26 protein-coding genes and 1 pseudogene are annotated in these 26,087 nt (G+C 70.7%); 17 read left to right on the top strand and 10 right to left on the bottom strand.

Annotated features, from left to right (window positions below):
• Positions 1 to 295 (top strand): annotated as a pseudogene (locus AOP78_RS15330) (hypothetical protein); the annotation flags it as partial.
• On the opposite strand, the gene AOP78_RS14295 reads toward AOP78_RS15330, so the two are convergent.
• A complete protein-coding gene (locus tag AOP78_RS14295) occupies positions 292 to 531 on the bottom strand; it encodes a hypothetical protein (protein WP_062206261.1) in 240 nt (79 codons plus the stop codon). The pseudogene AOP78_RS15330 and the gene AOP78_RS14295 sit on opposite strands and share 4 nt — an antisense overlap.
• 17 nt (positions 532 to 548) lie before the next feature.
• Between AOP78_RS14295 and AOP78_RS14290 the strand changes: the two genes are divergently transcribed.
• Positions 549 to 1,493: a protein kinase family protein gene (locus AOP78_RS14290; protein WP_062206258.1), complete on the top strand. Its 945-nt coding sequence runs from the start codon at positions 549 to 551 to the stop codon at positions 1,491 to 1,493.
• Positions 1,494 to 1,518: 25 nt separating this feature from the next.
• Here AOP78_RS14290 and AOP78_RS14285 read toward each other — a convergent pair whose 3' ends face one another.
• Positions 1,519 to 1,743, bottom strand: coding sequence for a hypothetical protein (locus AOP78_RS14285; RefSeq protein WP_062206254.1), 225 nt, complete (start codon positions 1,741 to 1,743; stop codon positions 1,519 to 1,521).
• A gap of 226 nt (positions 1,744 to 1,969) precedes the next feature.
• Here AOP78_RS14285 and AOP78_RS14280 point away from each other — a divergent pair, with 226 nt between their 5' ends.
• From AOP78_RS14280 to AOP78_RS14275, 3 genes are read left to right on the top strand one after another with little or no spacing between them, the layout of a single operon-like run.
• Positions 1,970 to 3,643 (top strand): sodium-dependent transporter, encoded by a 1,674-nt coding sequence (locus AOP78_RS14280; RefSeq protein ID WP_083980285.1) that lies wholly within the window; start codon positions 1,970 to 1,972, stop codon positions 3,641 to 3,643.
• Complete coding sequence (locus tag AOP78_RS14890; protein WP_083980284.1) at positions 3,640 to 3,786, top strand: methionine/alanine import family NSS transporter small subunit; 147 nt, start codon at positions 3,640 to 3,642, stop codon at positions 3,784 to 3,786. Before AOP78_RS14280 ends, AOP78_RS14890 begins: the two co-directional genes overlap by 4 nt.
• Before the next feature lie 34 nt (positions 3,787 to 3,820).
• Positions 3,821 to 4,348 carry an O-acetyl-ADP-ribose deacetylase gene (locus tag AOP78_RS14275; RefSeq protein WP_062206251.1) on the top strand — a complete coding sequence of 176 codons (528 nt, stop codon included), beginning with the start codon at positions 3,821 to 3,823 and terminating at the stop codon, positions 4,346 to 4,348.
• A gap of 103 nt (positions 4,349 to 4,451) precedes the next feature.
• Here AOP78_RS14275 and AOP78_RS14270 read toward each other — a convergent pair whose 3' ends face one another.
• Entirely contained in the window at positions 4,452 to 5,321 is an 870-nt protein-coding gene (locus AOP78_RS14270) for an ArgP/LysG family DNA-binding transcriptional regulator (protein ID WP_062206249.1), read from the bottom strand.
• A gap of 70 nt (positions 5,322 to 5,391) precedes the next feature.
• On the opposite strand from AOP78_RS14270, the gene AOP78_RS14265 reads away from it, so the two are divergent.
• From AOP78_RS14265 to AOP78_RS14225, 9 genes are all read left to right on the top strand, one after another.
• Entirely contained in the window at positions 5,392 to 6,234 is an 843-nt protein-coding gene (locus tag AOP78_RS14265; RefSeq protein WP_083980293.1) for a LysE/ArgO family amino acid transporter, read from the top strand.
• Positions 6,235 to 6,318: 84 nt separating this feature from the next.
• Entirely contained in the window at positions 6,319 to 6,870 is a 552-nt protein-coding gene (locus AOP78_RS14260) for a GNAT family N-acetyltransferase (protein WP_152659584.1), read from the top strand.
• Between the two features lie 195 nt (positions 6,871 to 7,065).
• On the top strand, positions 7,066 to 7,458 hold the full coding sequence (locus tag AOP78_RS15325; RefSeq protein ID WP_062206239.1) for a GvpU-like protein: 393 nt from the start codon (positions 7,066 to 7,068) through the stop codon (positions 7,456 to 7,458).
• A 255-nt stretch (positions 7,459 to 7,713) separates the two neighbouring features.
• Complete coding sequence (locus AOP78_RS14250) at positions 7,714 to 8,427, top strand: hypothetical protein (RefSeq protein WP_152659582.1); 714 nt, start codon at positions 7,714 to 7,716, stop codon at positions 8,425 to 8,427.
• A 38-nt stretch (positions 8,428 to 8,465) separates the two neighbouring features.
• Positions 8,466 to 8,804, top strand: coding sequence for a DUF4288 domain-containing protein (locus tag AOP78_RS14245; protein WP_062206234.1), 339 nt, complete (start codon positions 8,466 to 8,468; stop codon positions 8,802 to 8,804).
• Between the two features lie 51 nt (positions 8,805 to 8,855).
• A complete protein-coding gene (locus AOP78_RS14240) occupies positions 8,856 to 10,103 on the top strand; it encodes an Rv2578c family radical SAM protein (RefSeq protein WP_083980283.1) in 1,248 nt (415 codons plus the stop codon).
• Between the two features lie 95 nt (positions 10,104 to 10,198).
• Positions 10,199 to 10,585 (top strand): ACT domain-containing protein, encoded by a 387-nt coding sequence (locus AOP78_RS14235; RefSeq protein WP_062206231.1) that lies wholly within the window; start codon positions 10,199 to 10,201, stop codon positions 10,583 to 10,585.
• Between the two features lie 2 nt (positions 10,586 to 10,587).
• Complete coding sequence (locus tag AOP78_RS14230; protein ID WP_062206229.1) at positions 10,588 to 12,228, top strand: cation:proton antiporter; 1,641 nt, start codon at positions 10,588 to 10,590, stop codon at positions 12,226 to 12,228.
• Between the two features lie 76 nt (positions 12,229 to 12,304).
• Positions 12,305 to 12,631 carry a hypothetical protein gene (locus tag AOP78_RS14225; protein WP_062206227.1) on the top strand — a complete coding sequence of 109 codons (327 nt, stop codon included), beginning with the start codon at positions 12,305 to 12,307 and terminating at the stop codon, positions 12,629 to 12,631.
• A 61-nt stretch (positions 12,632 to 12,692) separates the two neighbouring features.
• Here AOP78_RS14225 and AOP78_RS14220 read toward each other — a convergent pair whose 3' ends face one another.
• The 5 genes from AOP78_RS14220 to zwf form a co-directional block, all read right to left on the bottom strand.
• The gene (locus AOP78_RS14220) at positions 12,693 to 13,304 is read right to left on the bottom strand and encodes a sugar O-acetyltransferase (RefSeq protein ID WP_236685397.1); all 612 of its coding nucleotides are present in this window, start codon (positions 13,302 to 13,304) and stop codon (positions 12,693 to 12,695) included.
• A gap of 116 nt (positions 13,305 to 13,420) precedes the next feature.
• Positions 13,421 to 16,186 carry a cation-translocating P-type ATPase gene (locus AOP78_RS14215; protein ID WP_062206224.1) on the bottom strand — a complete coding sequence of 922 codons (2,766 nt, stop codon included), beginning with the start codon at positions 16,184 to 16,186 and terminating at the stop codon, positions 13,421 to 13,423.
• A 139-nt stretch (positions 16,187 to 16,325) separates the two neighbouring features.
• Complete coding sequence (locus AOP78_RS14210; protein ID WP_236685396.1) at positions 16,326 to 18,239, bottom strand: DUF4914 family protein; 1,914 nt, start codon at positions 18,237 to 18,239, stop codon at positions 16,326 to 16,328.
• A 275-nt stretch (positions 18,240 to 18,514) separates the two neighbouring features.
• Positions 18,515 to 19,558: a phosphogluconate dehydrogenase (NAD(+)-dependent, decarboxylating) gene (gene gnd / locus AOP78_RS14205; protein ID WP_062206220.1), complete on the bottom strand. Its 1,044-nt coding sequence runs from the start codon at positions 19,556 to 19,558 to the stop codon at positions 18,515 to 18,517.
• Positions 19,555 to 21,060, bottom strand: coding sequence for a glucose-6-phosphate dehydrogenase (gene zwf / locus AOP78_RS14200; protein ID WP_201774797.1), 1,506 nt, complete (start codon positions 21,058 to 21,060; stop codon positions 19,555 to 19,557). The genes gnd and zwf overlap by 4 nt, the downstream gene beginning before the upstream one ends.
• A 133-nt stretch (positions 21,061 to 21,193) precedes the next feature.
• Here zwf and AOP78_RS14195 point away from each other — a divergent pair, with 133 nt between their 5' ends.
• Together AOP78_RS14195 and AOP78_RS14190 are read left to right on the top strand one after the other, a co-directional pair.
• Positions 21,194 to 22,180: a phosphodiester glycosidase family protein gene (locus AOP78_RS14195; RefSeq protein ID WP_062206216.1), complete on the top strand. Its 987-nt coding sequence runs from the start codon at positions 21,194 to 21,196 to the stop codon at positions 22,178 to 22,180.
• 133 nt (positions 22,181 to 22,313) lie between these two features.
• Positions 22,314 to 22,922, top strand: a complete 609-nt coding sequence (locus AOP78_RS14190) for a hypothetical protein (protein ID WP_062206213.1) — start codon at positions 22,314 to 22,316, stop codon at positions 22,920 to 22,922.
• Positions 22,923 to 22,992: 70 nt separating this feature from the next.
• Here AOP78_RS14190 and AOP78_RS14185 read toward each other — a convergent pair whose 3' ends face one another.
• A complete protein-coding gene (locus AOP78_RS14185) occupies positions 22,993 to 23,493 on the bottom strand; it encodes a GNAT family N-acetyltransferase (RefSeq protein ID WP_062206210.1) in 501 nt (166 codons plus the stop codon).
• A gap of 101 nt (positions 23,494 to 23,594) precedes the next feature.
• Between AOP78_RS14185 and AOP78_RS14180 the strand changes: the two genes are divergently transcribed.
• Positions 23,595 to 25,079, top strand: a complete 1,485-nt coding sequence (locus AOP78_RS14180) for a DHA2 family efflux MFS transporter permease subunit (protein WP_062206207.1) — start codon at positions 23,595 to 23,597, stop codon at positions 25,077 to 25,079.
• A gap of 7 nt (positions 25,080 to 25,086) precedes the next feature.
• Here the strand turns inward: AOP78_RS14180 and AOP78_RS14175 are convergent, their stop codons facing one another.
• Positions 25,087 to 26,067 carry a quinone oxidoreductase family protein gene (locus AOP78_RS14175; RefSeq protein ID WP_062206204.1) on the bottom strand — a complete coding sequence of 327 codons (981 nt, stop codon included), beginning with the start codon at positions 26,065 to 26,067 and terminating at the stop codon, positions 25,087 to 25,089.
• Positions 26,068 to 26,087 lie beyond the last annotated feature (20 nt).

Below are 26,087 nucleotides of genomic sequence, written 5' to 3'. Positions count from 1 at the left end.
TGGACGTTCGGATCTCTCGAACGGGGTCATGCTGTGCACGCGCTGCCACCACGACATCCACGCCCAGGGCTGGGACATCCGCGTCGACGGCCCGCGCGTATGGTTCATCCCGCCACCCTCGATCGACCCCGCCCGCACCCCGATCCTCGGCGGCATCGCAGCACTCGAGACCGAAGCAGAGCAGAGGGCCGCGACCGAGGCCGGTCCTGGAGTGGCGGCGAAGGCCCGGTCCGGGTATCGATCCACGCCTCGTGAGGGGTCCTCGCATGGGCACGTGCCCGAGCGGGCGGCCTAGGCAGGGGCTCCGGTCCACGCCGCCCAGCGCGCCCTGGCCTCAGCAGGCGGGTGCCTGTCGGGCGTATCCATCTGCGCGACGGGCACCACGACTGCCTCCGGCCGGACCCAACGCCCGAACGCCACCCCAGGCTCGTTCGCGATCGACACGTTGGTGAGGTCTTGGGCGAGTGTCGCAAGGACCGCATGGCCCTGGGGCAGGGCCGCCAGATTCGCGTGGCCCCCAGGCAGCGTCATCGCGCTAGCGTGGCCCCATGACCGACGGTCCCGACCTGGACGATTCGCTCGCCGCCTGGGTGCGCGCACGGCTGGGGTCGCCGCCGAGCGAGGTGTTCTTCGGGGCGCGCTCCATGTCCGACGTCGTGGGCGTGACGCTTGCCGATGGGCGACGGGTAGCGCTTAAGCGACGGGGCGGGGGAGCGCACGTGCTTGCCGCAGCCCGTGCACAGCGCGCCGCGACCCTTGCCGGCATCGACTGCCCGGCCCTGCTGGCCGGTCCCGAGGAGGTGCCGACGGCACCGGGCGAGGATCTCGGCATCGTCACCGCGGAGGAGTGGCGAGGCGACGGGGGCCTCGAGCCGACCGGGGACGCGTCGCGACTGTATGCGCGTCTGCTCGCACGACTCATCGGAGCGCTGCGCGAGCTCGACCCCGACGGTCTCGAACCACCGCCCTGGCTGCACTACGACCACACGGACGCCACGCGCGTGTGGCCGCCCGCCGCGTCGGACCGCTGGGACCCGCACCGCATCGAGTCCGAGCTCCCGCTCGCCCTCATCGAGATCGCTCGCCGTGCACGGACGCGGCTGCTCGCCTCGAATCTGCCGAGCGTCGTCGGCCACACCGACCTCAACGGGCTTAACGTGCGCTGGGTCGGGGACCGCCCGATCGTCCATGACTGGGACTCCGTAGCGGCGCGGCCCGAGGCGGTCCTCGTCGGCACGCTCGCCGTCGACCACGTCGCGCTCCCTGACCGCGGACGCATCGCCGGGGTCGCCGCGGGGGAACGCGTCATCGCGGCGTACGAGGATGAGAGCGGCAGGGCCTTCACCGTCGACGAGCGCGAGGTCGCATGGGCCGCCAGCGCGTGGCTTGCCTCCTACAACGCCGCGTTCGAGCACCTCCACGGCGGCCCGGGCGAGGTCACCGCGCAGCTGCTCGTCGACGGCGAGCAACGCCTGGCGCGCGCGGGAGCCTGAGCCGATCCACGCGCACTCCGCCGCTTCAGTCTCGCGAGGTGCGGTTCTTCGAGGTGCTGCGGTCCCGCAGGCACTGCCTGATCTCGAGCGCGGCGATCGCGATCGCGAAGGCCGCGGCGAGGTCGATGAGCAGGGTGCTGCCGATGCCTGCGAGCGACGGCACGAATGTCACCGTGAGCATCAGCACGCCGGTCAACGTTGCGACGGCGGCGACGAAGAATCTGAACGCCTCGTGGCGGTAGTACGGCATCGAAGCGCCTTCCCGATCGTCGAGGGGGACTCGCTTGCCACGCTAGAGGCACGGAGTGTCGCCAAGTAGCCCCCATTTGTGGGGGCGGCGAACGGCATCGGCTGCCGCATCGTCCTGGTTCCCGCGTCGCGAGCGGGCGCGAGAATCGATCCCGCCCGCTACCGTTGAAGGCATCGTTGCTGGTCCGAGCGGTCGCAATGCCGGCCGATGGGCAGGGGAGGGCTGAATGTCCGATGCGGGAGCGCGCGGAGCCGTCGAGCCGCCACAGGCGAAGCGTGAGCACTGGAGCGGCCAGACGGCCTTCATCCTCGCCGCGGTCGGCTCCGCCGTGGGTCTGGGCAACATCTGGCGATTCCCCGCCGTGGCCTACGAGAACGGCGGAGGCGCCTTCGTCGTCCCCTACCTGATCGCCCTGCTGACCGCCGGCATCCCGATCCTGTTCCTCGAGAACGCGATCGGTCACCGCTTCCGGGGCTCGGCTCCACTGTCGATGCATCGCGTGCATCGCCACGCCGAAGGAGTCGGCTGGTTCCAGATCGGGATCAACTTCGTGATCGGCCTGTACTACACGGCCGTCATCGCCTGGGCGCTGAGCTACTTCTACTTCAGCTTCACGCTCGCTTACGCGGACGATCCGCAGGGCTTCTTCCTTGAGGACTACCTGCAGCTCGGAACGCCGGGTGAGGTGAGCGTCAGCTTCGTCCCCGGGGTCGTCATCCCCTTGGTGATCGTCTGGGGGATCGCGATCGGGACGCTCGCGCTCGGCCTGCACAAGGGCGTCGAGCGGCTCAACATCATCGGCATGCCGCTCCTGGTGGCGACCTTCCTCATCCTCGTGATCCGCGCGCTCATGCTCCCGGGGGCGGTGGACGGCGTGGAGGCGCTGTTCACACCCGACTTCTCCGCGCTGTCCGATCCGAACGTATGGATCGCCGCCTACGGGCAGATCTTCTTCTCGCTGTCGCTCGCGTACGGCGTGATGATCACCTACGCGTCCTACCGCAAGCGCCGCTCGAACATCACGGGACCAGGGCTGGTCGTCGCCTTCGGCAACAGCTCGTTCGAGCTGCTCGCGGGCATCGCGGTCTTCGCGGCGCTCGGGTTCTTCGCGCACGACCAGGGGACCACCGTCGCCGAGCTCGAGGGCATCGCCGGCCCGATGCTGTCCTTCGTCACCTTCCCCGCGGTGATCGCGCAGATGCCGGGTGGGTGGATCTTCGGCGCGCTGTTCTTCGCGTCGCTCGTGCTCGCCGGCCTCACGTCGCTCATCTCGCTGCTGCAGACGATGTCGGCAGCGCTTCAGGACAAGTTCGGCTGGAACCCGCGCACGAGCGCCGTGTCGCTCGGTGTGGTGTCCGCGGTCCTGTCGGTCGCGGGCTTCGGCACCACGAGCGGGCTGATCCTGCTCGACACCGTCGACCAGTGGTCCAACCAGCTCGGCATCGTCGCGGCGGCTGTCGGCATGATCGCGGCCGCGCTGTGGTTCGGCAAGCGGGCCACCGAGCTCGAACGGCACCTCGCCGCCGTGTCGCCGATGCGCCCCGGGCGCTACTGGCACCTCCTGGTGAGCGCCGTCGCGGTGCTGCTCGTGTACATGTTCGTCACGAAGGCGATCTCGCTCGTCAAGGACGGCTACGAGGGGTATCCGACCTGGTACCTCGTCGTGTTCGGGTGGGGGACCATCGCCTTCCTCGTCGCGATGGGGCTCGTGATGCCGCGCTTCGCGTGGCGTGACGACCTCGAGCATCCCCATATCTGGCCGAGCCGCGAGCAGCTGCGCCTGCCCGCCGAGGTCGGCGCTCCCGTGACCGAGGAGTTCGACCCCGCCATCTACGAGGTCGACCCGGGCGACGGGCACGACGCTGGCCCCGGGGCCCGCACTGAGGAGGACGGGCGATGAGCGGCGAGTCTCTCCTGCTGATGCTGCTGTCGATGGTCGTCATCTGGGGCGGTCTCGCCGCCGCGATCACGATGCTCGTCCGCCGGCCGCACCATGAGCACATGCCGCCGGGCGGCGAGGACGACCCGCCCGCCGACGACTGATGGTCGAGGCGCCACGGTGACGCGAGCATCGTCCATGGACGATGCGGCGGGCGCGATCCGCGTCGTGCGCGCCGACATCACGACGCTCGCCGTCGACGCGATCGTCAACGCCGCCAACGAGTCGCTCCTCGGCGGAGGGGGAGTCGACGGTGCGATCCATCGCGCCGCCGGGCCCGAGCTGCTCGCCGAGTGTCGGGCCCTCGGCGGGTGCCCGACGGGCGAGGCGCGGATCACGGGCGCCTACCGGCTTCCGGCGAAGCATGTGATCCACACAGTCGGCCCCGTCTGGCGCGGCGGCGATCGGGGTGAGCTTGACCTGCTCGCGTCGTGCTACCGCGAGTCGCTCGCGCTCGCGGCCGCGCATGGCCTCGAGACCGTGGCGTTCCCGGCGATCAGCACCGGCGTCTACGGCTTCCCCGTGACGCTCGCGGCACCGATCGCCGTGCGCGAGGTGCAAGCCTGTCTGTCAGGGGAGACGCCGGTGAGAGAGGTGATCCTCACGGTGTTCTCGGCGTCCGATGAAGGGGTGTTCCGCGACGCGCTCGCTGCCGCGCAGGGTTGAGGGCCGCGGGAGGTTGAACATTACGGGGGCATGGCTGGGAGACTGAGCAGGCGAGACTCTGCGCCGGCGTGCCGCTGAGCTGGTGGGGCTGGGTCCTGCGGGTCTAGAGCTGGCGCGCGGCCTCGGCCGCGATCTCCGCGGCGACCTCGTCGAGCAGCGTCGAGTGCACGCGCCACTGCTGCCAGTACAGGTCGACGGTGACGTCGGGTCCGCCAAGGTCCACGATGCCCGTCGAGGCGTCCCGCTGGACCTGCGGCATGAGCCCCCACGCCATGCCCATCTCGATCGCGCGCCCGAAGTCGGGGGTGGTCGGGATGCGATGGCGCGGCGGGAGCGCCGCGTCCACACCCATGACCTCGAGGTAGCGGGTCTGCAGGCGGTCCTCCCGATCCACGTCCACGAGCGGCGCGACCGCGAGAGCCTCCCGAGTGACCCCGGCGGGGAACCAGCGGCGCGCGAAGCCCTCCGACGCGACCGCGCGGTAGGCGATCGTGCCAAGTCGTGTCGACGTGCAACCGGGTACAGGGTCGCGCTGGGTCGTCACCGCCGCGGCGACGGTGCCGTTCGCGAGCAGATCGGCCGTGCGCCCTTCGTCGTCCCGATGCAGATCGAACACCACCCCGAGCCGATCCGTCAGCCGAGCCAGGGGAGGGAGGAACCACGTGGCGAGCGAGTCGGCGTTGACGCCGATCGACAGCGATGGGGTTCCGGCCGTGGAGAGGCCCAGCAGGTCGGAGGTCTCTGCATCGAGTCGTGCGACCTGCTTCGCGTAGCGCAGCACGATCTCGCCGGCAGGCGTCGCGCGGACGGGGCGCGAGCGCACGAGCAGGACCTGGCCGGTGAGGCGCTCGAGCGTGCGCAGCCGCTGGCTGACGGCCGGTTGGGTGAGGTGCAGTGCGCGCGCCGCGCCCTCGAGCGAACCCTCCTCGACGGCGGTTGCGAGGGTCTGGGCGAGGTCGGCCGGGATCTGCATATAAGTCAGGCTAATGGAAGGCAAGGAATCTTTAGTGGTGCTTCTTTGGTTCGGTGGTTACGGTCGCCTCATGACCTACCTCGCTGGCCTCGGCTTCTCCCTTTCGCTGATCATCGCGATCGGCGCGCAGAACGTGTTCGTCCTGCGCCAGGGGCTGCGGCGCGAGCACGTGCTCATGGTCGTCGCCGTCTGCGCCGTGTCCGACGCGCTCCTCATCGCGGTCGGCGTCTCGGGCGTCGGCGCAGCGGTCGTGGGTGTTCCGTGGCTCGTCGCCGTCGCGCGGTGGGGCGGCGCGACCTTCCTGCTGGGCTACGCCCTCGTCGCCGCGCGACGCGCCTGGCGGCCCGGCGCGGGTCTCGACGTCGGGTCGGGCGGCGCTGAGTCTCAGGAGTTCGAGCAGGACGGTGCGGACGGCGCGAGCGGGCCCGGTGGGCTGGGCCTCGGCGAGATGGGCCTCGGTGGGCGGGGCCAGGACGATGCGATGGCCGCCTCGATCGCGGCGGCGCCGGTGGTCACGGCGCCTGTGGCGTCAGCTCCAGTGGTTCCGGGGTTTCCAGTGGTTCCGGGGTCTCCGATCGCACCGGGTGCGACGCCGAGGGTCGCCGAGGTTCGTCGGAGCGGCACGACGGCCAGGGCCACGCTTCTCGCGGTCCTCGCCGTGACGTGGCTCAACCCGCACGTGTACCTCGACACCGTGCTGTTCATGGGCACGGTCGCCTCGACGTATGGCGACCTCCGCTGGATCTTCGCGGCGGGTGCGGCCACGGGCTCCGTGGTGTGGTTCCTGACGCTCGGATACGGGGCTCGGCTGCTCTCGGGTCCGCTGTCCCGTCCGGGCGCGTGGCGCGTGCTCGACGGCATCATCGCAGCCGTGATGGCCTGCCTTGCGGTGATGCTCGCCGCCGGAGCCTGACATTTCGGCCCGAAGGGGTTCTCTGCCAGCGGTTTTCCTCCGGTGGCGCAAAGTCCTAAGCGCCCGGGGTTATCGTGGCACCTCGTGAGTGCAAGCAAGAACGGCGGCGCCGTGATCGACACCCCTCAGATCGACACCCTTCAGATCGACGCCCCTCAGATCGAAGTCGAGCTCAGTATCGCGCCCGAGAGCGCAGTCGAGGCGATCGACGTCATGCATCGTGCCTTCCATGAGTACGCCGCCAAGGGTCAGACCTCGGGAGCGATGCTCGAGAACGCTCGCACGCTCACCAAGGAGATCAGCTCCGGAGTCCAGGTGGCCGTGGCGAGGATCGACGGCGCCGCGGTCGCGAGCGTCAAGCACCACGATGCGGGCGACGGCACGCGCTACTTCGGGCGCTTGGGCGTGGTGCCCGAGGCCCGTGGACGGGGCGTCGCATCGTTCCTGGTCGGGGCGCTGCGCGAGACGGCGCGCGCGGGGGGCCTCGATGGCCTGTCCTGCACCGTGCGCGCGGAGGAGGAGCGGAACATCGCACTCTACGAGCGCCTTGGCATGGACGTGGTCGCGCGCGGCGAGCGCGTCAGCCGCACGGGTGCGGTGCTCAAGGTCGTCGAGATGCGGGACATCAAGGTCTGACGCGTTCGGTCGACAAGGTCCGACGCGTTCGGTCGACAAGGTCTGGCGCGCCCGGCCGACAAGGGTCGACACGTGCGGCCGATCCATCGGCAGTGAAGCACGCGATGTGAGCGTCTGTCGGGTGTTCCACGCGACCGTGCCACGGCATCGTCCCTGGTGTTAGCCTCCGAGCAACTGCTCTCAGGAGGTACCGCCATGCCCACCGAACTCTCGCCCCTCTCGCTCGAGGGACTCGCGAAGGCGACCAACGTCTCCACGGTGTCCGGCGTCGGACTGACGCTCAGCACCGGCGGCCTCGTCATCACCGGTGAGCTCGTGTCCGCTCGTGACTACTGGGGCCGCTACAACGACGGCGGCCACGCCGGGGACGTCGGCGTCGAGACGCTCGCCGCGCTCGCGGGAGACCTCGCGCATGACCCCACCGAGGGCATGATCGAGTTCGAAGAGCGCGCCGACACGGTGCCTACCTCGCTGTACCTGCGCGACGTCCAGATCGCCGCAGGCGACCACAGCTTCGCGATCGACTGGTATCGCGTCTTCATCGCCCACGTCACTGGCTTCGCGCTCGGGCGTGTCATCCTCGCCTGACGCCTGACGCCTGACGCCTGACGCCTGACGCCTGACGCCTGATGCCTGATGCCTGATGCCTGACGCCTGACGCCTGACGCCTGATGCCTGACGCCTGATGCCTGACGCCTCACGGCGTGAAATCCGGCGGCGTGCATTGAGCGCCACCTGCCTAGGGGTCACCAAGTGTCGCGATAGGATCCCGGTGGACCCGCCGGGGGGGCGGGGTGTGATGGGGGCAAGGTGTCGACGAGTGTGAAGGTCGTAGGGGCGTCCGTGGGTGCGCTGCTGGTCCTGGGCGGAGCGTGGTTCTACGCGCGTGCCGAGGCGGCCGCGATCCCGCCGGCCGAGGAGGCGCCCGCCGATGCGGAGGCGGCCGCCGTCGTCTCCGACGGGGGTGAGGAGGTGGCGTGGTCATGCGGGAGCGGCTCGTGGAGCGAGTCGCCGAGCTCGTCCCCGCTGCTCCTGCTGACGACCGGGCGATCCGGTTGGGTGGATGTGTGCATGCGGGCGTACCTGGTCGAAAGCTCCGACGAGGGCGACCTTTACCGCCTCGCCGTCACGGCCTACTGGACCACCGAGGACGGATACGCCGTCGGTCCGTGGGATCGGGTCGACGCTGAGGCGTCGGGTCCCGTGACGATCGAGGTGTCGTCGTCCGTGGACTTCGGGGATTCGGACGTGGTCACCTCCCTCGGCTTCAGCGCCGAGCAGTGCGAGACCGGCGTCGAGGGGTCTGGCATGTGGGACGAGGGATGGGTCGTCGAGCTGGCGGACGGCCGCCCTGGCACCTTGCCCGACGTCATGTCCGAGGAAGGTACGAGCAGCACGGGCGCGTGGTGGACCATCGATCTGCCGTCGCAGGCCGATGTCACGGGGCACACGCTCGAGATGACCCTTCCGCCCGGATCGGAGCCCGAGTTCGAGCTGGTGGTCTCGTCGTCTGACGGGAGCGTGACGGCGACCTCGCCGGCAGTCTCTGGCGGGTGATCGGCGGTCGTGCGTCCGCACGGCCATATGCTCGGCGCATGGAATGGTTCGGCGTGCGGTGCATCTTCCGCTTCCCGTGGGAGGGGCGGACGCCCACATATGAGGAGCGCGTCACACTATGGCGCGCTGAATCCGCCGAGGCTGCGATCGAGTTGGCCAACGAGGAGGCTCGCGAGTATGTCGACGACCTCGACACCGACGAGTGCCATGTTGAGTACCTTGGCCTCGCGCAGTCGTATCGACTCGCGGAGATGCCGGGTCACGGCGCCGAGGTCTTCTCGATGATGCGGGACAGCGAACTGGAGCCTGACGACTACCTGGCCTGGTTCTTCACGACTGGGTCGGAGCGGCTCATCGAGGTCGAAGGCGACGAATGACTCTCCACGAGGGTGATTGACAGGACTTCGAACGTTTGTTCGAATGGCGGAATGAGGTGGAACGGACAGACGCTCGAGGCTGAGGCTCCTGACGCGCTGCCGGGCCTCGCGCGGATGAGCAATCTCATCCGGTCGGTACGGACTCCCGAGTTCGACGGGATCGTCTTCCACGAGATCGCCGCCAAGAGCGCACTGAACAAGGTGGGTGCGAACTCCGTGGTGCCGTTCACCTGGACCATCAACCCGTACCGCGGCTGCTCGCACGCGTGCGTGTACTGCTTCGCGCGGCCCAGCCACGAGTACCTCGAGCTCGACGCGGGCCGCGACTTCGACTCGCAGCTCATCGTCAAGGCGAACATCGTCGACGTCCTGAGGCGCGAGCTGTCGCGGGCGAGCTGGACCCGCGAGCATGTCGCGCTGGGCACGAACACCGATCCGTATCAGCGCGCCGAGGGCCGCTACCGGCTCATGCCAGGCATCATCGCCGCGCTCGCGGACTCTGGCACGCCGTTCTCGATCCTCACGAAGGGGTCGTTGCTGCGCCGGGATCTGCCGCTGCTCGCCGATGCGGCGACGCGCGTCCCCGTGGACCTCGCGATGTCGATCGCGATCTTCGACGACGACCTTCAGCAGACCATCGAACCCGGGACGCCGACCACGGCCGCGAGGCTCGCGACGGTGTCCGCCGCCGCGGAGGCGGGCTTCGACGTCACGGTGTTCATGATGCCGATCCTGCCGTTCCTCACCGACAGCGAGGCGCACCTGGACTCCGCGCTCGGTCGCATCAAGGCTGCGGGCGCGACTGCGGTGACCTACAGCGCGCTGCACCTTCGCCCGGGGGTCAAGGAGTGGTACGCCCGCTGGCTCAACACCTACCGGCCGGACCTCACCCCCCGCTACCGGGCGCTCTACGGCGACGGTGCCTACGCCCCGAAGCACTACCGCAGGACGCTCGCCGCGCGCATCAAGCCGCTCATCCGCGCCCACGGCCTCGACCGCGCACCGCTGGATGAGAACACGGGAGGCGTCGCATCGTCCACTTCCTCGTGCGTGGCTGCGTCCGCTTCTTCTCCTGCGTCAGCGTCGTCGTGCGGGTCCGGGCCATCCGAGGCGCGCGATCGCGACGGGGAGTGGAGGCGAGTGCGCGCTGTCGGCGCGGCGGAACCAGTCGTGCGCGGCGCCGACGCGGACGGCACGATGGGTCGCGCCGGCGGGGCAGGAGCGGCGGGGTCGCGAGCGAACCTCGTCGAGCTCGAGCTCGCGCGCGCAGGGATCTCAGCCCCGGCAACCCTGTTCTGACCAGGCTCGTCTGCGCTGGCCGCGACCGCATCGTCCCTGGCGAAACCCGTGGCACCTCCTGCCAAATCGGCGGCTCGATTCCCTAGGCTGGGGGCATGTCAGGCATCGACGACCTCGAGCTCCTGCTCGTCGGCATGAATCCTCGCCTCAACGAGGGCTGCTACGTGTGGGCGACCGTCCCCTTGATCCCGATGGGGGTGACCCCGGTCGCGACCATCGTCGAGGACGAGGGGCTCTCGATCGTGATCGATCTCGCGACCGCCACCAATCTTCGGCTGGACCACGAGTTCCCGTCGGCGTGGATCACCCTCGAGGTCCACTCCTCGCTTGACGCCGTCGGGTTGACGGCCGCGTTCTCGACCGCGCTCGCCGACGCGGGCATCGCGTGCAACGTGGTCGCGGGCGCCAAGCATGACCACCTGTTCGTCCCCTACGACATGCGACACCGCGCCCTCGAGGTGCTCGCAGAGAGCATGGCCTGACCATGGAGCAGGTTCTCGTCCTCGTCGTCCTGTCCCTCCTCGGCATCGCCGCGTCCCACGCGCTCAGCCCACGCCTCGGCATCGCCGCGCCGCTGCTGCTGGTCGCGCTCGGCGTCCTCGCGAGCATCGTCCCTGGCATGCCCACGATCGAGGTGGAACCGGAGATCATCCTCTCCGGCGTCCTGCCTCCGCTGCTCTACGCGGCCGCCGTGCAGATCCCGGCGACGGACTTCCGGCGCGAGCTGCGCACCATCTCGGGGCTGTCCGTCATCCTCGTCCTGATCTCGACCGCGCTGCTGGGCGTGTTCTTCCACTGGATCCTCGACCTCAGCTGGGCGTGGTCGCTCGCGCTCGGAGCCCTCGTCAGCCCCACGGACCCCGTAGCGACCGCCATCATCAAGCGTCTCGGGGTGAACCCGCGCGTCACCACGGTGCTCGAGGGCGAGTCGATGCTCAACGACGCCGTCGCGCTCGTGCTGCTGCGCGCCGCCGTCGCCGCCACCGCGGCCGCCGTGACCTTCTGGTCCGTGAGCTGGGTGTTCGTCAGCGCGCTCACCGTCGCCGTCATCATCGGGTGGCTCGTCGGACTGCTGAACCTCTGGGTGCGGTCGTATGTGCGCGACACGACGGTCAACACCGTCATCACCTTCACGGTGCCGTTCATCGCGGCGATCCCCGCCGAGATGATGGGGGCGTCAGGCCTCGTGGCGGCCGTCGTCGCCGGCCTCGTGACCGGCAACGGCGCCGCCCACGTCCTCGGTCCGCAGCATCGTGTCGCCGACCGGCAGACCTGGCACGCCCTCGAGCTCGTGCTCGAGGGTGCCGTCTACCTGATCCTGGGACTCGAGCTCCTCGGAGTGATCGAGGACGTCGAGGCCAGGCATCAGGGCGTCGGCCGTGCGGTGTGGATCGCGCTCGCCGCGCTCGCGCTGAGCCTCATCATCCGCACGGCCTTCATCATCCCGCTCATGGGAGTCCTGCGCCGCAACGCGGTCACTGCCGACGAGAAGCGTGAGCGGATCGCCGCCGACCAGGCCCAGCTCGCCGACCTGAGCACGCCGCCGCCCCTGACGATCCTGGATCGCGTCAGCATCCGGCTGCGCCCCGGGCGGCCCGAGGAGGAGCTGCATCGCAGGATCAGGGTCCGGCTGCTGCGCGCCGAGGCCGACGCGACCTACCAGGTCTCGACCAGGCTCGGCTGGCGCGACGGCGCGCTCCTCGTGTGGTCGGGCATGCGCGGCGTCGTGACCATCGCGGGCGCCCAGACGCTCCCCTCCGACGCCCCCGAGCGGTCGCTGCTGATCCTCGTCGCGTTCGTCGTCGCCGTGGTGTCGCTGGGAGTGCAGGGCGGGACCGCCGAGTCCCTCGTGAAGATCCTCAAGCCCGATCCCGGCCAGACGCCGCAGCAGCGCGCCGAGGAGCGGGCCAAGCTGCAGGAGATGCTCGGCGCGGCTGCTGACGATGCGATCGACCAGGTGCAGGCCGAGGGCCTCGAGCTCGACGAGCGCGGGGAGCGGCTCGCCGTCATCCACGCCCAGCGTGAGGTGCTGCTCGACGCCCGCTCGGTCGGGGTCTTCACAAGCTCCACGCTCGAGGCCTCGATGCGCGAGCTCGACGCCGAGCAGATCCGGCTCGAGCTGTGACGACGTTCCGAGGACGAGCGTTCGGATCCTCTGGCGCCGGTGGCTCGTGCCGCATGGGGCGTGAGAGAATCCCCGCATGATTCTCGCCGAAGCTTCCGGGCAGGGTACCGAGATCGCCGCGCAGGCCTTCTTCTACATCGCCATCGCCATCGCCGTGGGCTACTTCGGCTGGCAGTTCTACAAGGGCGCCAAGGAGGACGGTCCGCTGAACACGGGCTGGCTGTCGGGCCCCAAGAAGAAGGACGAGGCCGCAGACGACTCCGCGAAGGCCGAGTCGCAGACGATCGAGTCGACGGCCACCGATACGACCGAGGCCGGCGCCGAGGCTGAGCACGAGGCCGAGGCTGAAGACAAGGCGGAGACGCCGGAGGCCACGACCGGCGAGGACGACGCTCAGCGCTGAGCTGCTGAGCGCGCGCTGGCCGTCGTGAGCGCGCCGAGTCGGCCCGCTCCCGGTGCCCGCGTCACAGGTGCTTGAGCACCCTCGCCGGGTTCCCGCCCACGACCGTCATCGGCGGCACGTCCTTGGTGACGACCGATCCGGCCGCCACGACCGACCCGCGCCCGATCGTCACGCCAGGGCAGATCACGACGGACCCGCCGAGCCACACATCGTCCTCGAGCACGATGGGGAACGCTCGCTCCCAGCCCTCGCGCCGCGTCTCGACGTCGAAGGCGTGGTTGACCGTGTAGAAGCGCGCCTCGGGGCCGATCAGCGCGTTGTCGCCGATGGTCACCTCGCCGCTGCCGAGGATCATCAGGTTCGAGTTGATGAAGACGTTCGAGCCGAACCGCACCCGCTCGCGGTACTCCAGGTAGATCGGCGGACGGAAGTCCAGGCCCGGGCCGCACTCCTCGACAAGGTCGGTGAGCACCTGGGTGGCGGCCGCGGGGTCCTCGAAGTAGCTCGCGCTGATCTCGCGCAGGGTGCCGATCGTCGCGCGCTGCATGTCGGCCAGCTCGGGTCCCGAGCGGTACTTGAACCACTCGTCGTTCATGAGCTTCTCGTACTCGCTGCGGGTCGTGTCCTCGACCGGTACCTCGTTCATGCGAGCCCGCTGCTCAGCCGCGTCCATGGATCCTCCTGCGTGTTCGTTGCCGCAATCAACCTACTATCGCGCGAGGGGCCCGGACGATGCGGAGGTCCCGAGTGCAGGACCCCGGCCCGGACGATGCGGGTGGCGCGGTCGCTTCAGGCGCTCGCCAGGTGCCGGTCGCGAGCCCGCAGGACCGCCTTGAGCGCCTCGGTCGCGAGTGGCACCGCCATCGTCGCGGCGACGCAGGCCGCCCACTGAGCCGCCGAGAGCGGCGCGGTCGAGAACGCGACGTTGAGCATCGGCACATGCACGACCGCGACCTGCAGCAGCACCGACAGCGTGACCGCGCCCCACAGCCATCCGTTGCTCGCGAGGCCGCGCACGACGGACACGGTCTCCGACCGCGCCGAGAACGCGACGGTGAGATTCGCGAGCACCAGCACCGTGAAGGCCGCGGTGCGCGCGGTGTCCAGGTCCGCCGAGCCCTCGATCGCGCCGCCCGGCAGGAAGCCATCCAGCGTGAGAAGGGTCGCGGCCGCCATCCACGCGGCCGTCCAGCCCATGAACAGCCACGTGCGGCGCGTGAGGATCGGGTCCTGCGGGCGGCGCGGCGTCCGCTCCATGAGGTCGTCCGCATACCTCTCGGCGGAGACGGCGAGTGCCGGCCCGAGATCGGTGAGCAGGTTGATCCAGAGGATCTGGGTGGCGAGCAGGGGAGCGACCAGCATGCCGTCGTCCCCGGTGAGCCCCAGATACCCGGCCGCGACCACCCCGAGGAACACGGACAGCACCTCGCCCAGATTCGAGGCGATGAGGAAGCGCAGGAAGCGCGTGACGTTGTCGAGGATCCCGCGGCCCTCCCGCACCGCCGTGACGATGGTCGCGAAGTCGTCGTCCGCGAGGATCATGGCGGACGCCTCGCGGGCCACCTCGGTGCCGCCGCGCCCCATCGCGACGCCGATGTCCGCGGCCCGCAGCGCGGGAGCGTCGTTGACTCCGTCGCCCGTCATCGCGACGACCTCGCCGTCCGCCTGGAGCGCGTCCACCAGGCGCAGCTTGTCCTCGGGGGCGACCCGCGCGAAGACGGACACGTGAGGCGCCGCGGCTGCGAGCTCCTCGGGTGACATGCGCGAGAGCTCGGCCCCAGCGAGCACAGGATCCGCGGCCGACGCGATGCCCACCTCCGCGGCGATCGCGCGGGCGGTCTCCGGGTGGTCTCCCGTGACCATGAGCACGCGGATGCCTGCGGCGCGCGCGTCGGCCACCGAGCGGCGCGCCTGAGGACGCGGGGGATCGACGATCCCCGCGACCCCAGCGAGTACCAGGTCGTGCTCGAGATCGGGCGACGGGTCGGCCTCGTCAGGAAGCCTGCGGTACGCGACCGCCAGCGTTCGCATCCCGCGTGAGGCCAGGTCCTCCACGCCGCGCGCGATCCGCCGATGCGCGGCCTCGTCCCAGGCGGACTCGCCAGCGGCATCGAGTACGGAGGCGCACCGGGGCAGGACCACGTCGGGCGCTCCCTTGACCGCCACGACCGAGCCGCCGTCCGCATCGTCCGCGACGACGCTCATGCGCTGCCGCTCAGCACTGAACGGCACCGTGCCGACCCTGGTGAGGCTCGCGCGAAGCCGCTCGAGTCCCAGCCGATGCTCGACCGCGAGGAACGCGGTCTCCGTGGGATCGCCCTCGAAGGCGACCCTCCCGTCATGCTCGGTGACGAGCGCGTCGCCCGCGAGCGTCCCGTACGAGACGACCGCGGCCGCCGCCGCATCGTCCCCGAGACCGGCGTCGACCGCTGTCTCGCCGGCTCCCGTGACGATGGTCGTGAGCGTCATCCGGTTCTCGGTGAGCGTGCCCGTCTTGTCGGTGCAGATCACGGACGCCGAGCCGAGAGCCTCGACCGACGACAGCTCCTTGACGATGGCCTGACGCCTCGCCATGCGCTGCACGCCCAGAGCGAGAACCACGGACATCACGGCGGGCAGGCCCTCCGGCACCGCCGCCACCGCGAGCGCGACGCCGAGCAGGAGCACCGACACGAGGTCGGAGACCGTCGCGATGTCCCGGGTGAGGAGCACGGCCGCCACGACGACCACCGCGATCCCGACCACGGTGAGCCCGAGCACCCTGCTCAGCCTCGCGATCTGCCGTTCGAGCGGGGTCGGGTCGGGTTCCGCGCCTTCGAGCAGCCCCGCGATCCGTCCCGTCTCGGTGTCCATGCCGGTCGCGGTCACGACCGCGCGGGCGGCGCCGCGCGTGACCCCCGTACCCGCGAACACCATGGACGTACGGTCGCCGATCGCCGCCGCGGCCGCAAGTGCGGAGCGGTCCTTCGCGACCGGCGCGCTCTCCCCGGTGAGCGACGCCTCGGCGACCCAGATCTCGCCAGCGACGATGCGCGCATCGGCGGGGACGGCGTCGCCCTCGGACAGGAGGAGCAGGTCTCCGAGCACCACCTCGTCGGCAGCGAGCCTGACGGGGGCGCCGCTGCGGAGCGCCATCGCGCCGGCGGCGGACATCTGCTGGAGCGCCGCGACCGCGTCCTCCGAGCGTCGCTCCTGGACGTAGCCGAGCAGCGCGTTCGCGATCACGACGATCGCGATCACCAGCGCATCCCACGGCATCCCCTCGGCGCCCTCGGCCCACCAGGCGAGGACGGCGACGACGATCGCGCCGAGGAGCAGGTACACGAGCGGATCCGCGAGCTGCGCGAGCAGCCGCCGCCACGTGGGGACCCGAGGTGCCTCGGCGAGGCGGTTGGGTCCATCGCGGAGCAGCCTGGCGGCGGCCTCGGCTGCGCTGAGGCCCGATGCGGTGTCCGTCCCGAGCTCCCGCGCGACCTCGGCCGCGTCGCGGATCGAGGGGTCGCGGCCGGACTGGTCGCGGCCGGACCGGTCGCCGCCAGACGTGAGCGCCGCCATCGGACACCTCCTCGGCGGTAGGGACACGAGCGCCCTGCCGCGGGATCACGCGTGTCCTTCCAGCGTAATCCCGCGACAGGGCGTCGTCAGGGCCTGTGTCCGTCGGGTACCAGGCAGGCGTCGGCCGGGTACCCGGGGGTCACAGGAACATCGGGGTGAGCTTCTCGTAGTCCTCGACCGTGCCGTCGCTGAGGCAGGTCTCGATGATCTGGCGCGCGAGCGGGTGCAGGTCGTCGGTGAGGTACTGCTCGAGCTCGGACTTGAAGAACCCGGTGAGGATCCTGCATCCGGCGTCGTACGCCTCCACGCCGACCGCCGACTGCATCTCGGGACGCAGCAGGGTCTGGCGGATCGGCTGGCCGTCGAGCGTGATCTCCTTCGGGGCGTAGCCGAACAGCGCGCAGCGTGCGGGCTCGAGCTGGTCGGCGCGCATGCGGCCGCCGCCCTTGCGGGCGAGCCACTCGCGGGTGAGCCACTCGGCGGAGAAGCCGACCTTGTACGCGCCGATGTGCTGGTTGGGCACGAGCACGTAGCGGGTGCGGTCGTAGGTGACGATCTGCTCCATGAGCAGGTTCGCGGCCGCGACCTTGGTGCCGGTCGAGAACGGCCAGTACGAGCCGACGCCCTCCGACACCATGCCGCCGTGCTCGAGCTTCTTCACGGCGTCGGCGTGCTCGCCGATCGAGGGGTTCTTGTCGCCGCGCGGCGCGATGATGCGCCACATCCATGCGATGGCCGGCGGCACGAAGTGCGTGAGGCCCATGATCCCGTAGGTGGGGTTGTCCTCGGTGCACGCGGGCATGCGCACGCCGAACGTGCGGACGTCGACGGGCTCGGGCTCGTTGACGATGTGGCGGATGTTCTTGCGGGAGATCACGACGCGCGGGTTCGAGCACGGCTTGCCGTTCGAGTCGGGCGTGTGCTCCCACGGCAGGGCGGTCGCGTCGGGCACGCCGTCGATGCTGAAGAAGACCAGCGGCTCCTCGGGGTGGATGACCGCCTGCTCGAAGTGGGGCTCGTTGCCGTACTCGGTGAGGCCGTCGACGCGCACGAACCAGCCGTCCTCGGCGTCGGCGACGACCATGCGTCCCGAGCCGTCCTGGATCGACGGATAGCACAGCGTCATGTCGTCCGTGACGGGGGACAGCTCCGAGGTCTCGGACAGGGTGATGAAGTAGTCCTCCTCGGTGACGACGTTGCGGCCGACGAGGATGCGGCCGTCGTCCTCGCGTCGGAGGTCCTGGCACATCTCCGACTTTCCACCGCCGGAGGCGCCCTCGTGCATGATCACGGTGTCGTTGTCGTACGGCGTGGTGACGCGTACGGACGAGGCGTGTGCGGTGATCCAGCGCTCCTCCTCGCCGATGTCGAGCAGCACGGAGAAGACGCCCTTCTTGGCGCTGGGCCCCGGGTAGAGGTTGTAGGCGAAGATCTCGTGCAGCGTCTCGGTGCGGTCGTGGACGACGACCTGCTTGCCGTCGAAGTGGGTGTGACGGAACGGCGGCGCGACGTACAGGATCGAGCGCGGCGTGAAGGCCCCGAGCTCCTCGAACGTCGTCCAGCCCTGGAGGTCGACGAGCGCGAGAGCGAAGAACGCCGAGCTCGCGGGGACGATCGCGATCGAGGGCGAGCCGTAGGTGAGGCCACCCGCCTTGAACGGGACGACGACGAGCTCCTGCGTGCCGAGCCAGGCGATGGTCTCGGAGCGGACCCGGTCGAAGGACTCGCCGAAGCGGTCCGCGTAGCGGTCCTTGTCCGTGGGGCGGTCGTCAGCGATGAGCATGCACTTGGGGTCGCGGCGGCGCATGTAGTCCTCGGGGAAGTTCACCGCGATGCCGTTGCGGCAGCGCGTCACGGTGGCCTCCGTCACGGGCGTGCCGTTCGCGTCGTAGTCGACCGAGAAGACGGGACCGCCCTCCGGGCCGAGAGCGAGCGTGTAGAGCTCCTCGCGCGTGGCGGGGATCGTCACGCGGGGGCTCGCCTCGAGCGCCGCACGGACCTCGGGGTCGAGGTCGATGTCGGCAAGCAGCTGAGTCGGGGCAGTGGTGCTCACGTGGACTCCTTCGTCGTCGGGTGTACGGCGGTGCCTGTGGCGGCGGTGCCGGTGTGGCCGCTCGAGCGGCGAGGACGGGCAGACTCCCGGGGACCCGTCCTTTACCTGAAGTTTGCCTTTGGCTGGGCTGCTCCGCGCGGGACGAGGGTCCCAGGACTTGCAAGGCAAAGGTCTGCACCAGGCTAAGTCGCGGCGCGCCGCGACGCGAGGCAGGGGTCCGCGGTCGGCACGCGCACGAGCTCCCGCGCGCATCGTCCCCGCGCCTCGGGCGGCGGCTACTCGCCGGTCGGCTTCTCGACGTGCCCGCCGAAGCCCTTGCGCATCGCGCTGAGGACCTTCTCGGCGTAGGCGTCGAGGTCGCGCGAGGCGAACCGCGAGTACAGGGCGGTCGTGAGCACGGGGGTGGGCACGCCCTCATCGATCGCCGCGATCGAGGTCCACCGGCCCTCGCCCGAGTCGGCGACCTCGCCCGAGAACTCCGTGAGCTCGGGGGAGGCGTGCAGCGCGTCCGCGGTGAGGTCGAGCAGCCACGATCCGACCACCGAGCCGCGCCGCCACACCTCCGCGACCTCGTCGACGTTGAAGTCGTACCGGTAGTACTCGGGGTTCGCCATGGGCGCCGTCTGAGCGTCGTGCGCCGGAGCCCCGGGCGTGCCCGCGTTGGCGGCCTTGAGGATGTTGAAGCCCTCGGCGTAGGCGGCCATGAGGCCGTACTCGATGCCGTTGTGGACCATCTTGACGAAGTGGCCAGCGCCGACGGGGCCCGCGTGGAGCCAGCCCTCCTCGCCGGGCAGGGGCTCGCCCGACTTGCCCCGCGTGCGCCCGGCGGCCTCGATGCCGGGCGCGAGCGACCGGAAGATGGGCGTGAGGCGGCCCACCGTCGCATCGTCCCCGCCGATCATGAGCGAGAAGCCGCGCTCGGCGCCCCAGACGCCGCCCGAGGTGCCGACGTCGACGAACGAGATCTCCCGCGTGGCGAGCTCCGCCGCGTGGCGCAGGTCGTCGCGGTAGTACGAGTTGCCGCCGTCGATGATCGTGTCGCCGGGCTCGAGCACGGCGGCGAGCCGCGAGATCACGTCCTCGGTGATCGCGCCGGCCGGCACCATCACCCAGATGGCGCGGGGCGCGTCGAGGGCGGCCACGAGATCCTCGAGCGTGTGCGCGGCCACGGCGCCCTCGGCGGCGAGCGCGTCCACGGCGTCGGCGGAGACGTCGTTGACCACCACGGTGTGACCGTCCGCCATGAGGCGGCGGCTGAGCCCCGCGCCCATGCGGCCCAGGCCGATCATGCCGAGCTGGAGCGGTGTAGCGGTGGTCATGAGCGGTCTCCTTGGTGCGCGGTCTCTCGCGCGGTCGTGGCGGGCGTGGTCGTGTCGGGCGCGGCGGCGGGATGCGCCGCATCGTGCGCGGGGTCGGGGTTCATCCAGGTGGTGTGGGGCGCGATCAGGTCGTCCGCCTCGGCGGGACCCCAGGAGCCTCGGGCGTACGGGATCGCGGGCGCGTGATCGTCGAGAACGTCGTCCACGACGCGCCACGCGGCCTCGACGGACTCCTCCTGGGTGAACAGCGAGGGATCGCCCCGGAGCGCGTCGGACAGGAGCCGCGCGTACGCGGGGCGTTCGAGCGCCGCGTTGGACTGGACGCTGAGCTCCCGCTGCTCGCCGCGGAACTCCTCGCCGGGGGTCTTCACGCGCGCGGCGAGCGCGATCTGCGGCACGGGGGAGAGGCGGAAGCGCAGGTAGTTGGGACGCTCGGAGTCGTCGAGGGCATCGTCGAACAGCTGCTGCGGGGGGCGCTTGAACTCGACGACCACCTCGGCGGCCTTCGTGGGAAGGTGCTTGCCCGTGCGCAGGTACCAGGGCACGCCGGCCCACCGCCACGAGTCGATCCACAGCCTGATCGCGGCGAACGTCTCGACGTCGGAGTCGGCGGCGACCCCCTGCTCGTCGCGGTAACCCTCGAACTGGCCCCTCACGACGTCGTCCCTCGTGAGCGGCCGCATCGCCTTGAAGACCGCGACCTTCGCATCGTGCACGGCCTTGTAGCCCTGGTAAGCGGGCGCCTCCATCGCGAGCAGCGCGACGACCTGGAACATGTGGTTCTCGACCACGTCCCGCAGCGCGCCCGCGGACTCGTAGAACGCGCCGCGCCCCTGCACGCCGAAGTCCTCCGCGACGGTGATCTGCACGCTTGCGATCCGGTCGCGGTTCCACACGGGCTCCACGAGCGCGTTCGCGAACCTGAAGTAGAGGAGGTTCATGATCTCCTCCTTGCCGAGGAAGTGGTCGATCCTGAACACGGATTCGGGAGGGAAGGCCGAGGAGATGATCGCGTCGAGCTCGACGGCCGACTCGAGGTCGCGCCCGAACGGCTTCTCGACGACGACGCGCGCGTCCTCGTTGAGCCCCTCCGCGGCGAGCCCCTCGATCACCGTGCCGAACAGGGCCGGAGGGATCGCGAGGTAGTGGGTCGGCCGCTTCGCGCCGCCGAGCGCGCTCCTCAGCGCGGCGAACGTGGCGGCGTCGCGGTAGTCGCCGTCGACGTAGCGCAGCAGGTCGAGCAGCCGCGCGAACGCCTCGGGGTGGCGGTCGGCGGCGGCGCCGACCGACTCGCGCACCCTCGCCTTGAGGTCGTCCAGCGTCCAGCCGGACGATGCGACTCCCACCACGGGGACGTCGAGGGCGCCATCGCGCACCATCGCCAGCAACGACGGGAAGATCTGCTTGCGTGCGAGATCTCCGGTCGCGCCGAAGAACACGAAGGCGTCCGAGCGCGTGAACGCGGAGCGGTGGGGGTCGTAGCGGTGCGGCGAGTCGCTCACGGTCTCACTCCTCAGCGGCGCCCGATCTCGCGGCACCTCACCGCGACGACGGCGTCCATGCGGTGAACCCGCCGTGCGCCCGATCTGTTCCCGGGATCGTCGCGGCGCGGCGCGACAGCCTAGGCTGGCGCGCATGTCCGTGCCTCGTCCGATCCCCGCGCTCGGCGGCCGCCCGCGATCGGCCTCGGCCGCAGGCGCGTCGCCCCGAGGCACGTCGCCCCGAGGCACGTCACGCCGAGGCACGTCACGCCGAGGCGCATCGCGCCGCCGCGCGGCCGCCGTCATCGCGTGCGCGGCCCTGCTCGCCGGATGCTCCGGCACCGACGGCACTGACGGCACCGACGGCACTGACGGCACTGACGGCACGAGCGTCGACCCGACCATCGGCGCCACCGCATCGTCCTCGCCCTCGACCGCCGCGTCACAGACCGCGAGCGCGAGCGCGACGGCCGACGACGGCATCGATCCGGACAGCCCCGTTCAGCCCTACGAGTTCGAGGGCATCGAGTTCTCCGTCGCCGCGCTGGACCTGTCCGAGTGGGCCGTGCGCGTCGTCTGGGAGCAGGCGGACGGTGGCACGTATCTGGCGGAGGTCGACGGCGACGTGCTCACCAACGCGGGCATCTTCACGGAGGACTTCAGGCCTGGCGGGCTGCTCGTGTCCGACGGAGAGCAGCTCGTGGGTCTCAACCTCAACGACGGCTACGGCAACTTCCACCTCAAGCCCAACGGGGTCTTCGCGATCCTCAAGGACGGCACCGCGGAGGTGGTCGACTCGACCGAGTACGACCCCGCCGGCGTCGTCCAGGCGACGCAGTCCGGGCCCGCGCTTGTGCTCGACGGCGAGATCCACCCCGAGTTCACCCCGGGCTCGTCGAACGTCGCCTACCGCAGCGGCGTCGGGGTCTCCGAGGACGGGGGCACGGTCTATCTTGCGATCTCGGACGACGTGGTCAACTTCGACACGTTCGCCCGCATGTTCAGGGACGGTCTCGGCACGCCGAACGCGCTCTATCTCGACGGCCAGATCTCGGGCCTCTGGGCGGAGGGCGCAGGCCGGGACCTCGACCTGATCCTCCAGCCCTACGCGGGCGTCATCTCGGCGACGAGGACCGGCTGAGAGCGCCCGGAACGCGTCTTCGCGTGACGCGACTCGCCGGTGTGACCAATGTCATCGACACGCGCCCGCCGCGCGCGGTACAACTGACCTAGACGGGGCGCACGGGCGCTCCGTGAGCGACGGGAGAGGGCCCATGCGCGAGGTGACGGCCACGCTTGCAGCGGCCGCGCTCGCCATCGCGCTCGCCGGCTGCGCGAGCGCGCCTCCCAGCGATGTCGCCATCTCCGACGCCGAGCTCCCGACGACCGCTGCTGAGATCGACGGCGCGACCTCCTCGGAGACCGCCGTCGCCGTCCCTTCCGCAGAGGCGAGCGTCGAGCCAGGGGCCGCCTCGCCCATGGCGTCGATCCGCCGCGGCCCCGTGCGGGCGGTCATCGAGGCGGTGCGGCAGTCGGACGGCGCTTCTCTCGGCGTCCGGGTCGACGCTCCTCGCGCCGTCGACGGTGACCCCCTCGTGACCGCCGACTGCGGCGAGATCGGCACGGGCGACGGCCTCACCATCGTCGTCCAGGACCTGGCCGTCCACGAGGGAGTCGCGACCGCGACGCTCGGGGTGGCGCAGGAGGTCCACGACGGGGGCTCGTACGACGGGGTGGTCACGTTCCTCGATGCGAGCGGCGAGGCGATCCAGGGCGCGGGCACGGTCGTCGTCGGCGACGACCTCGACTCCGGGACCTTCGACGTGGCGGACCCCGAGTCCGGGGATCACCTCATCGGCGTCTGGGAGTGCCGCGCACTGTAGATCTGGGAGCGCCGCGCTCGGAAGGCGTGCGAGTCGGCAGCCGGTCAGCGCTCAGTACCCGGATCAGCGCTCAGTACACGGAACGGGCGAGCAGCGCGACCTTCACGGTGTCGCCCTTGGTCCACTGCTCCTCGAGGAGCCGGAAGCCCAGACGCTCATGGAAGGCGAGCGAGCCGGGATTCGGGGGATCGGTGTTGACCTCGCAGCTCACCTCGTTCGCGCCGCGCTCGCGGGCGCGCTCGAACACGGACTCGTACAGCGCGCGCCCGATGCCGGTGCCCTTGGCCGAGGGGGAGACGACGATGCGGTCGATGTACTGGTGCCGGATGCCCCGGTTCTCGAACCACTGGTAGTTCTCGGACTCGTAGGGCTGCCCGGGAGCGAGCGACAGCAGGAACGCGTTGACCTCGCGCTCGCGGTTGGTCGCGACGAGGGCGATGTCGCACAGCCCGAACAGCGTCGACATCTCCTCCTCCGTGAGGATGTTGACCGCCGGGGACGCGCCCGCGTTCAGGGTCGTGACGGAGGGGACGTCCTCCTCACGCATCATGCGCATCCGCAGGTTCTGCATGCGCCCATTGTGCCTGGTCGCGGTCCCGAATGCGGCATGTGGTGCGGCAGATCCTGGTCTAGAGTCGAAGCCGGGGATCGGGCGAGTCGGAAGGCGGGGGAGTGGAGCAGGTTCAGAATCCGTGGCGCGCGCTGTGGGCGCTGATCCTCGGCTTCTTCATGATCCTGATCGACACGACGATCGTGACGGTCGCCAACCCGTCGATCCAGGCCTCGCTCGAGGTCGACACCAACGCCGTCATCTGGGTGACGAGCGCCTACCTGCTCACCTACGCGGTCCCGCTGCTCATCACAGGCAGGCTCGGTGACCGCTTCGGCCCGCGCCGGATCTATCTGATCGGGCTCGCGGTCTTCACCGCATCGTCCCTCCTGTGCGGCCTCGCGGACGCGTTGCCAGGGTCCGCGATCGGCAATCTCATCGCGGCCCGCGCCTTCCAGGGGCTCGGCGCGAGCCTCATGACGCCGCAGACCATGGCGATCATCACGCGCACCTTCCCCGCGGCCAGGCGGGGCAGCGCGATGGCGCTGTGGGGAGCGACCGCGGGCATCGCGGGGCTGCTCGGTCCGCTCGCGGGCGGGGTGCTCGTGGATGGCCCTGGCTGGGAGTGGATCTTCATCGTCAACGTGCCGATCGGTGCCGTCGCGTTCGTGGCCGCCTGGTTCCTCGTGCCGACGCTCGAGACCCACTCGCACTCGTTCGACTGGGTGGGGGTCGCGCTGTCGGGGCTGGGCATGTTCGGGCTCGTCTTCGGACTGCAGGAGGGGCAGGCGAAGGACTGGGCGCCGTGGGTGTGGCTGTGCATCGTCGCGGGCGTCGCGTGCCTGGGCGTCTTCGTGTGGTGGCAGGGGCGGACCCGGAAGGAGCCGCTGCTGCCGCTGTCGCTGTTCCATGACCGCAACTTCTCGATCGCGAACGGTGCCGTCATGGCGGTGGGGTTCACCGTCACGAGCATGATGATCCCGGTCATGTACTTCTTCCAGATCGTGATGGGGATGAGCCCGACGCAGTCGGCGCTCATGACGGCGCCCTCCGCGGTCATGTCGCTGCTGCTCGCGAGGTTGTCCGGGCGTCTCGTGGACAGGGTCCACCCCCGCGTGCTCGCCGTTCCCGGCACCGTGCTGATGTCGGCGGGCCTGTGGGCCTACGCCGGCCTCATGAGGCCGGACGCGTCGATCGTCGCGCTCCTCGGGGCGTCGCTGCTGATCGGCGTGGGCTCGGCCTTCACGTGGGGTCCGCTCGCGACGACCGCCAACCGCACGCTGCCGCCGCAGTCCTCAGGAGCGGGCTCGGGCGTCTACAACGCGACGCGGCAGGTCGGCTCCGTCATCGGCTCGGCGGCGGTAGCGACGCTCATCGTGGGTCGGCTCTCGGCCCACCTCGACGGCGGATCAGCCGGATTCTCGACCGAGGTCTCGGGGTCCTTCACGCTGCCAGAGGAGCTCGCCGCGCCGTTCTCCACCGCGATGTCCGAGACGATCATGCTCCCCGCCGCCGCGATCCTGATCGCGAGCGTCCTCACCGCGTTCTTCGTCACGCCGCATCACCTTCGCGTGCCCGCGGACGATGCGGCGGCCTCCTCGGCGTGACGGTCGCCTAGGGGAGCAGGAGCACCTTCCCCGTGGTCGCGCGGCCCTCGAGCGCGGTGTGCGCGGCGGCCGCCTCCTCGAGCGGGTAGGTCGCTCCGACGCGAACATTCAGCGAGCCGTCCCGGATCGCGCCGAAGAGCTCGGACCCCCGCCAGGCGCGCTCCTCTGCGGTCGCGAGGAAGTGTCCGAGCGAGGGGCGCGTGATGAAGAGCGATCCGCCGGCGTTCAGCCGCTGGAGGTCGAACGGCGGCACGGGGCCGGACGCCGCGCCGAACAGGGCCATCATGCCGCGCGGCCGCAGCGACGCGAGCGAGCCGTCGAACGTCGTGGCGCCGACCCCGTCGTAGACCGCGTGAACGCCCTCGCCGTCGGTGAGGGCGCGGACCGCGGTGGGCAGCTCGGTGGCGAGGTCCACCATCGCGTCGTAGCGGATGACCTCGGCTCCGGCCTCGCGTGCGAGCTCTGCCTTCGCGTCGGTGCTGACGGTGCCGAGCACGCGCGCGCCGCGCGCCCGCGTCATCTGGGTGAGCAGGAGCCCGACGCCGCCGGCTGCGGCATGCACGAGCACCGTCTCGCCCGCCTTCACGGGATGGACAGAGGTCACGAGGTAGTGGGCCGTGAGTCCCTGGAGCATGGCCGCGGCGGCGGTCTCGAGCGGCACCCCGTCGGGCACGCGGTGGATCTCGTGGGGCGCGAGCGAGACGACCTCGGCGTAGGACCCGGGGCTGAACGGCCACGCGACGCGATCGCCGACCTCGACCCCGTCGACGTCCTCGCCCACGTGGGTGACGACGCCCGCGCCCTCGCGTCCGGGCACGTACGGCAGCGGCACGGGATAGGCGCCGCTGCGGTGGTACGTGTCGATGAAGTTCACGCCGATCGCGGCGGACCTCACGAGCACGCGGCCGGGCTCGGGGGTGGGCTCAGGCATGTCGACGACGGTCAGGGCCTCGGGGCCCCCGGTGGCGCTGATCTGGATCGCTCTCATGATGCTGTCAGCGTAGGCCC

It is taken from the genome of Demequina salsinemoris (assembly GCF_000974805.1).
Taxonomy (GTDB): domain Bacteria; phylum Actinomycetota; class Actinomycetes; order Actinomycetales; family Demequinaceae; genus Demequina; species Demequina salsinemoris.
This window is presented reverse-complemented; position numbering and strand designations above follow the sequence as displayed.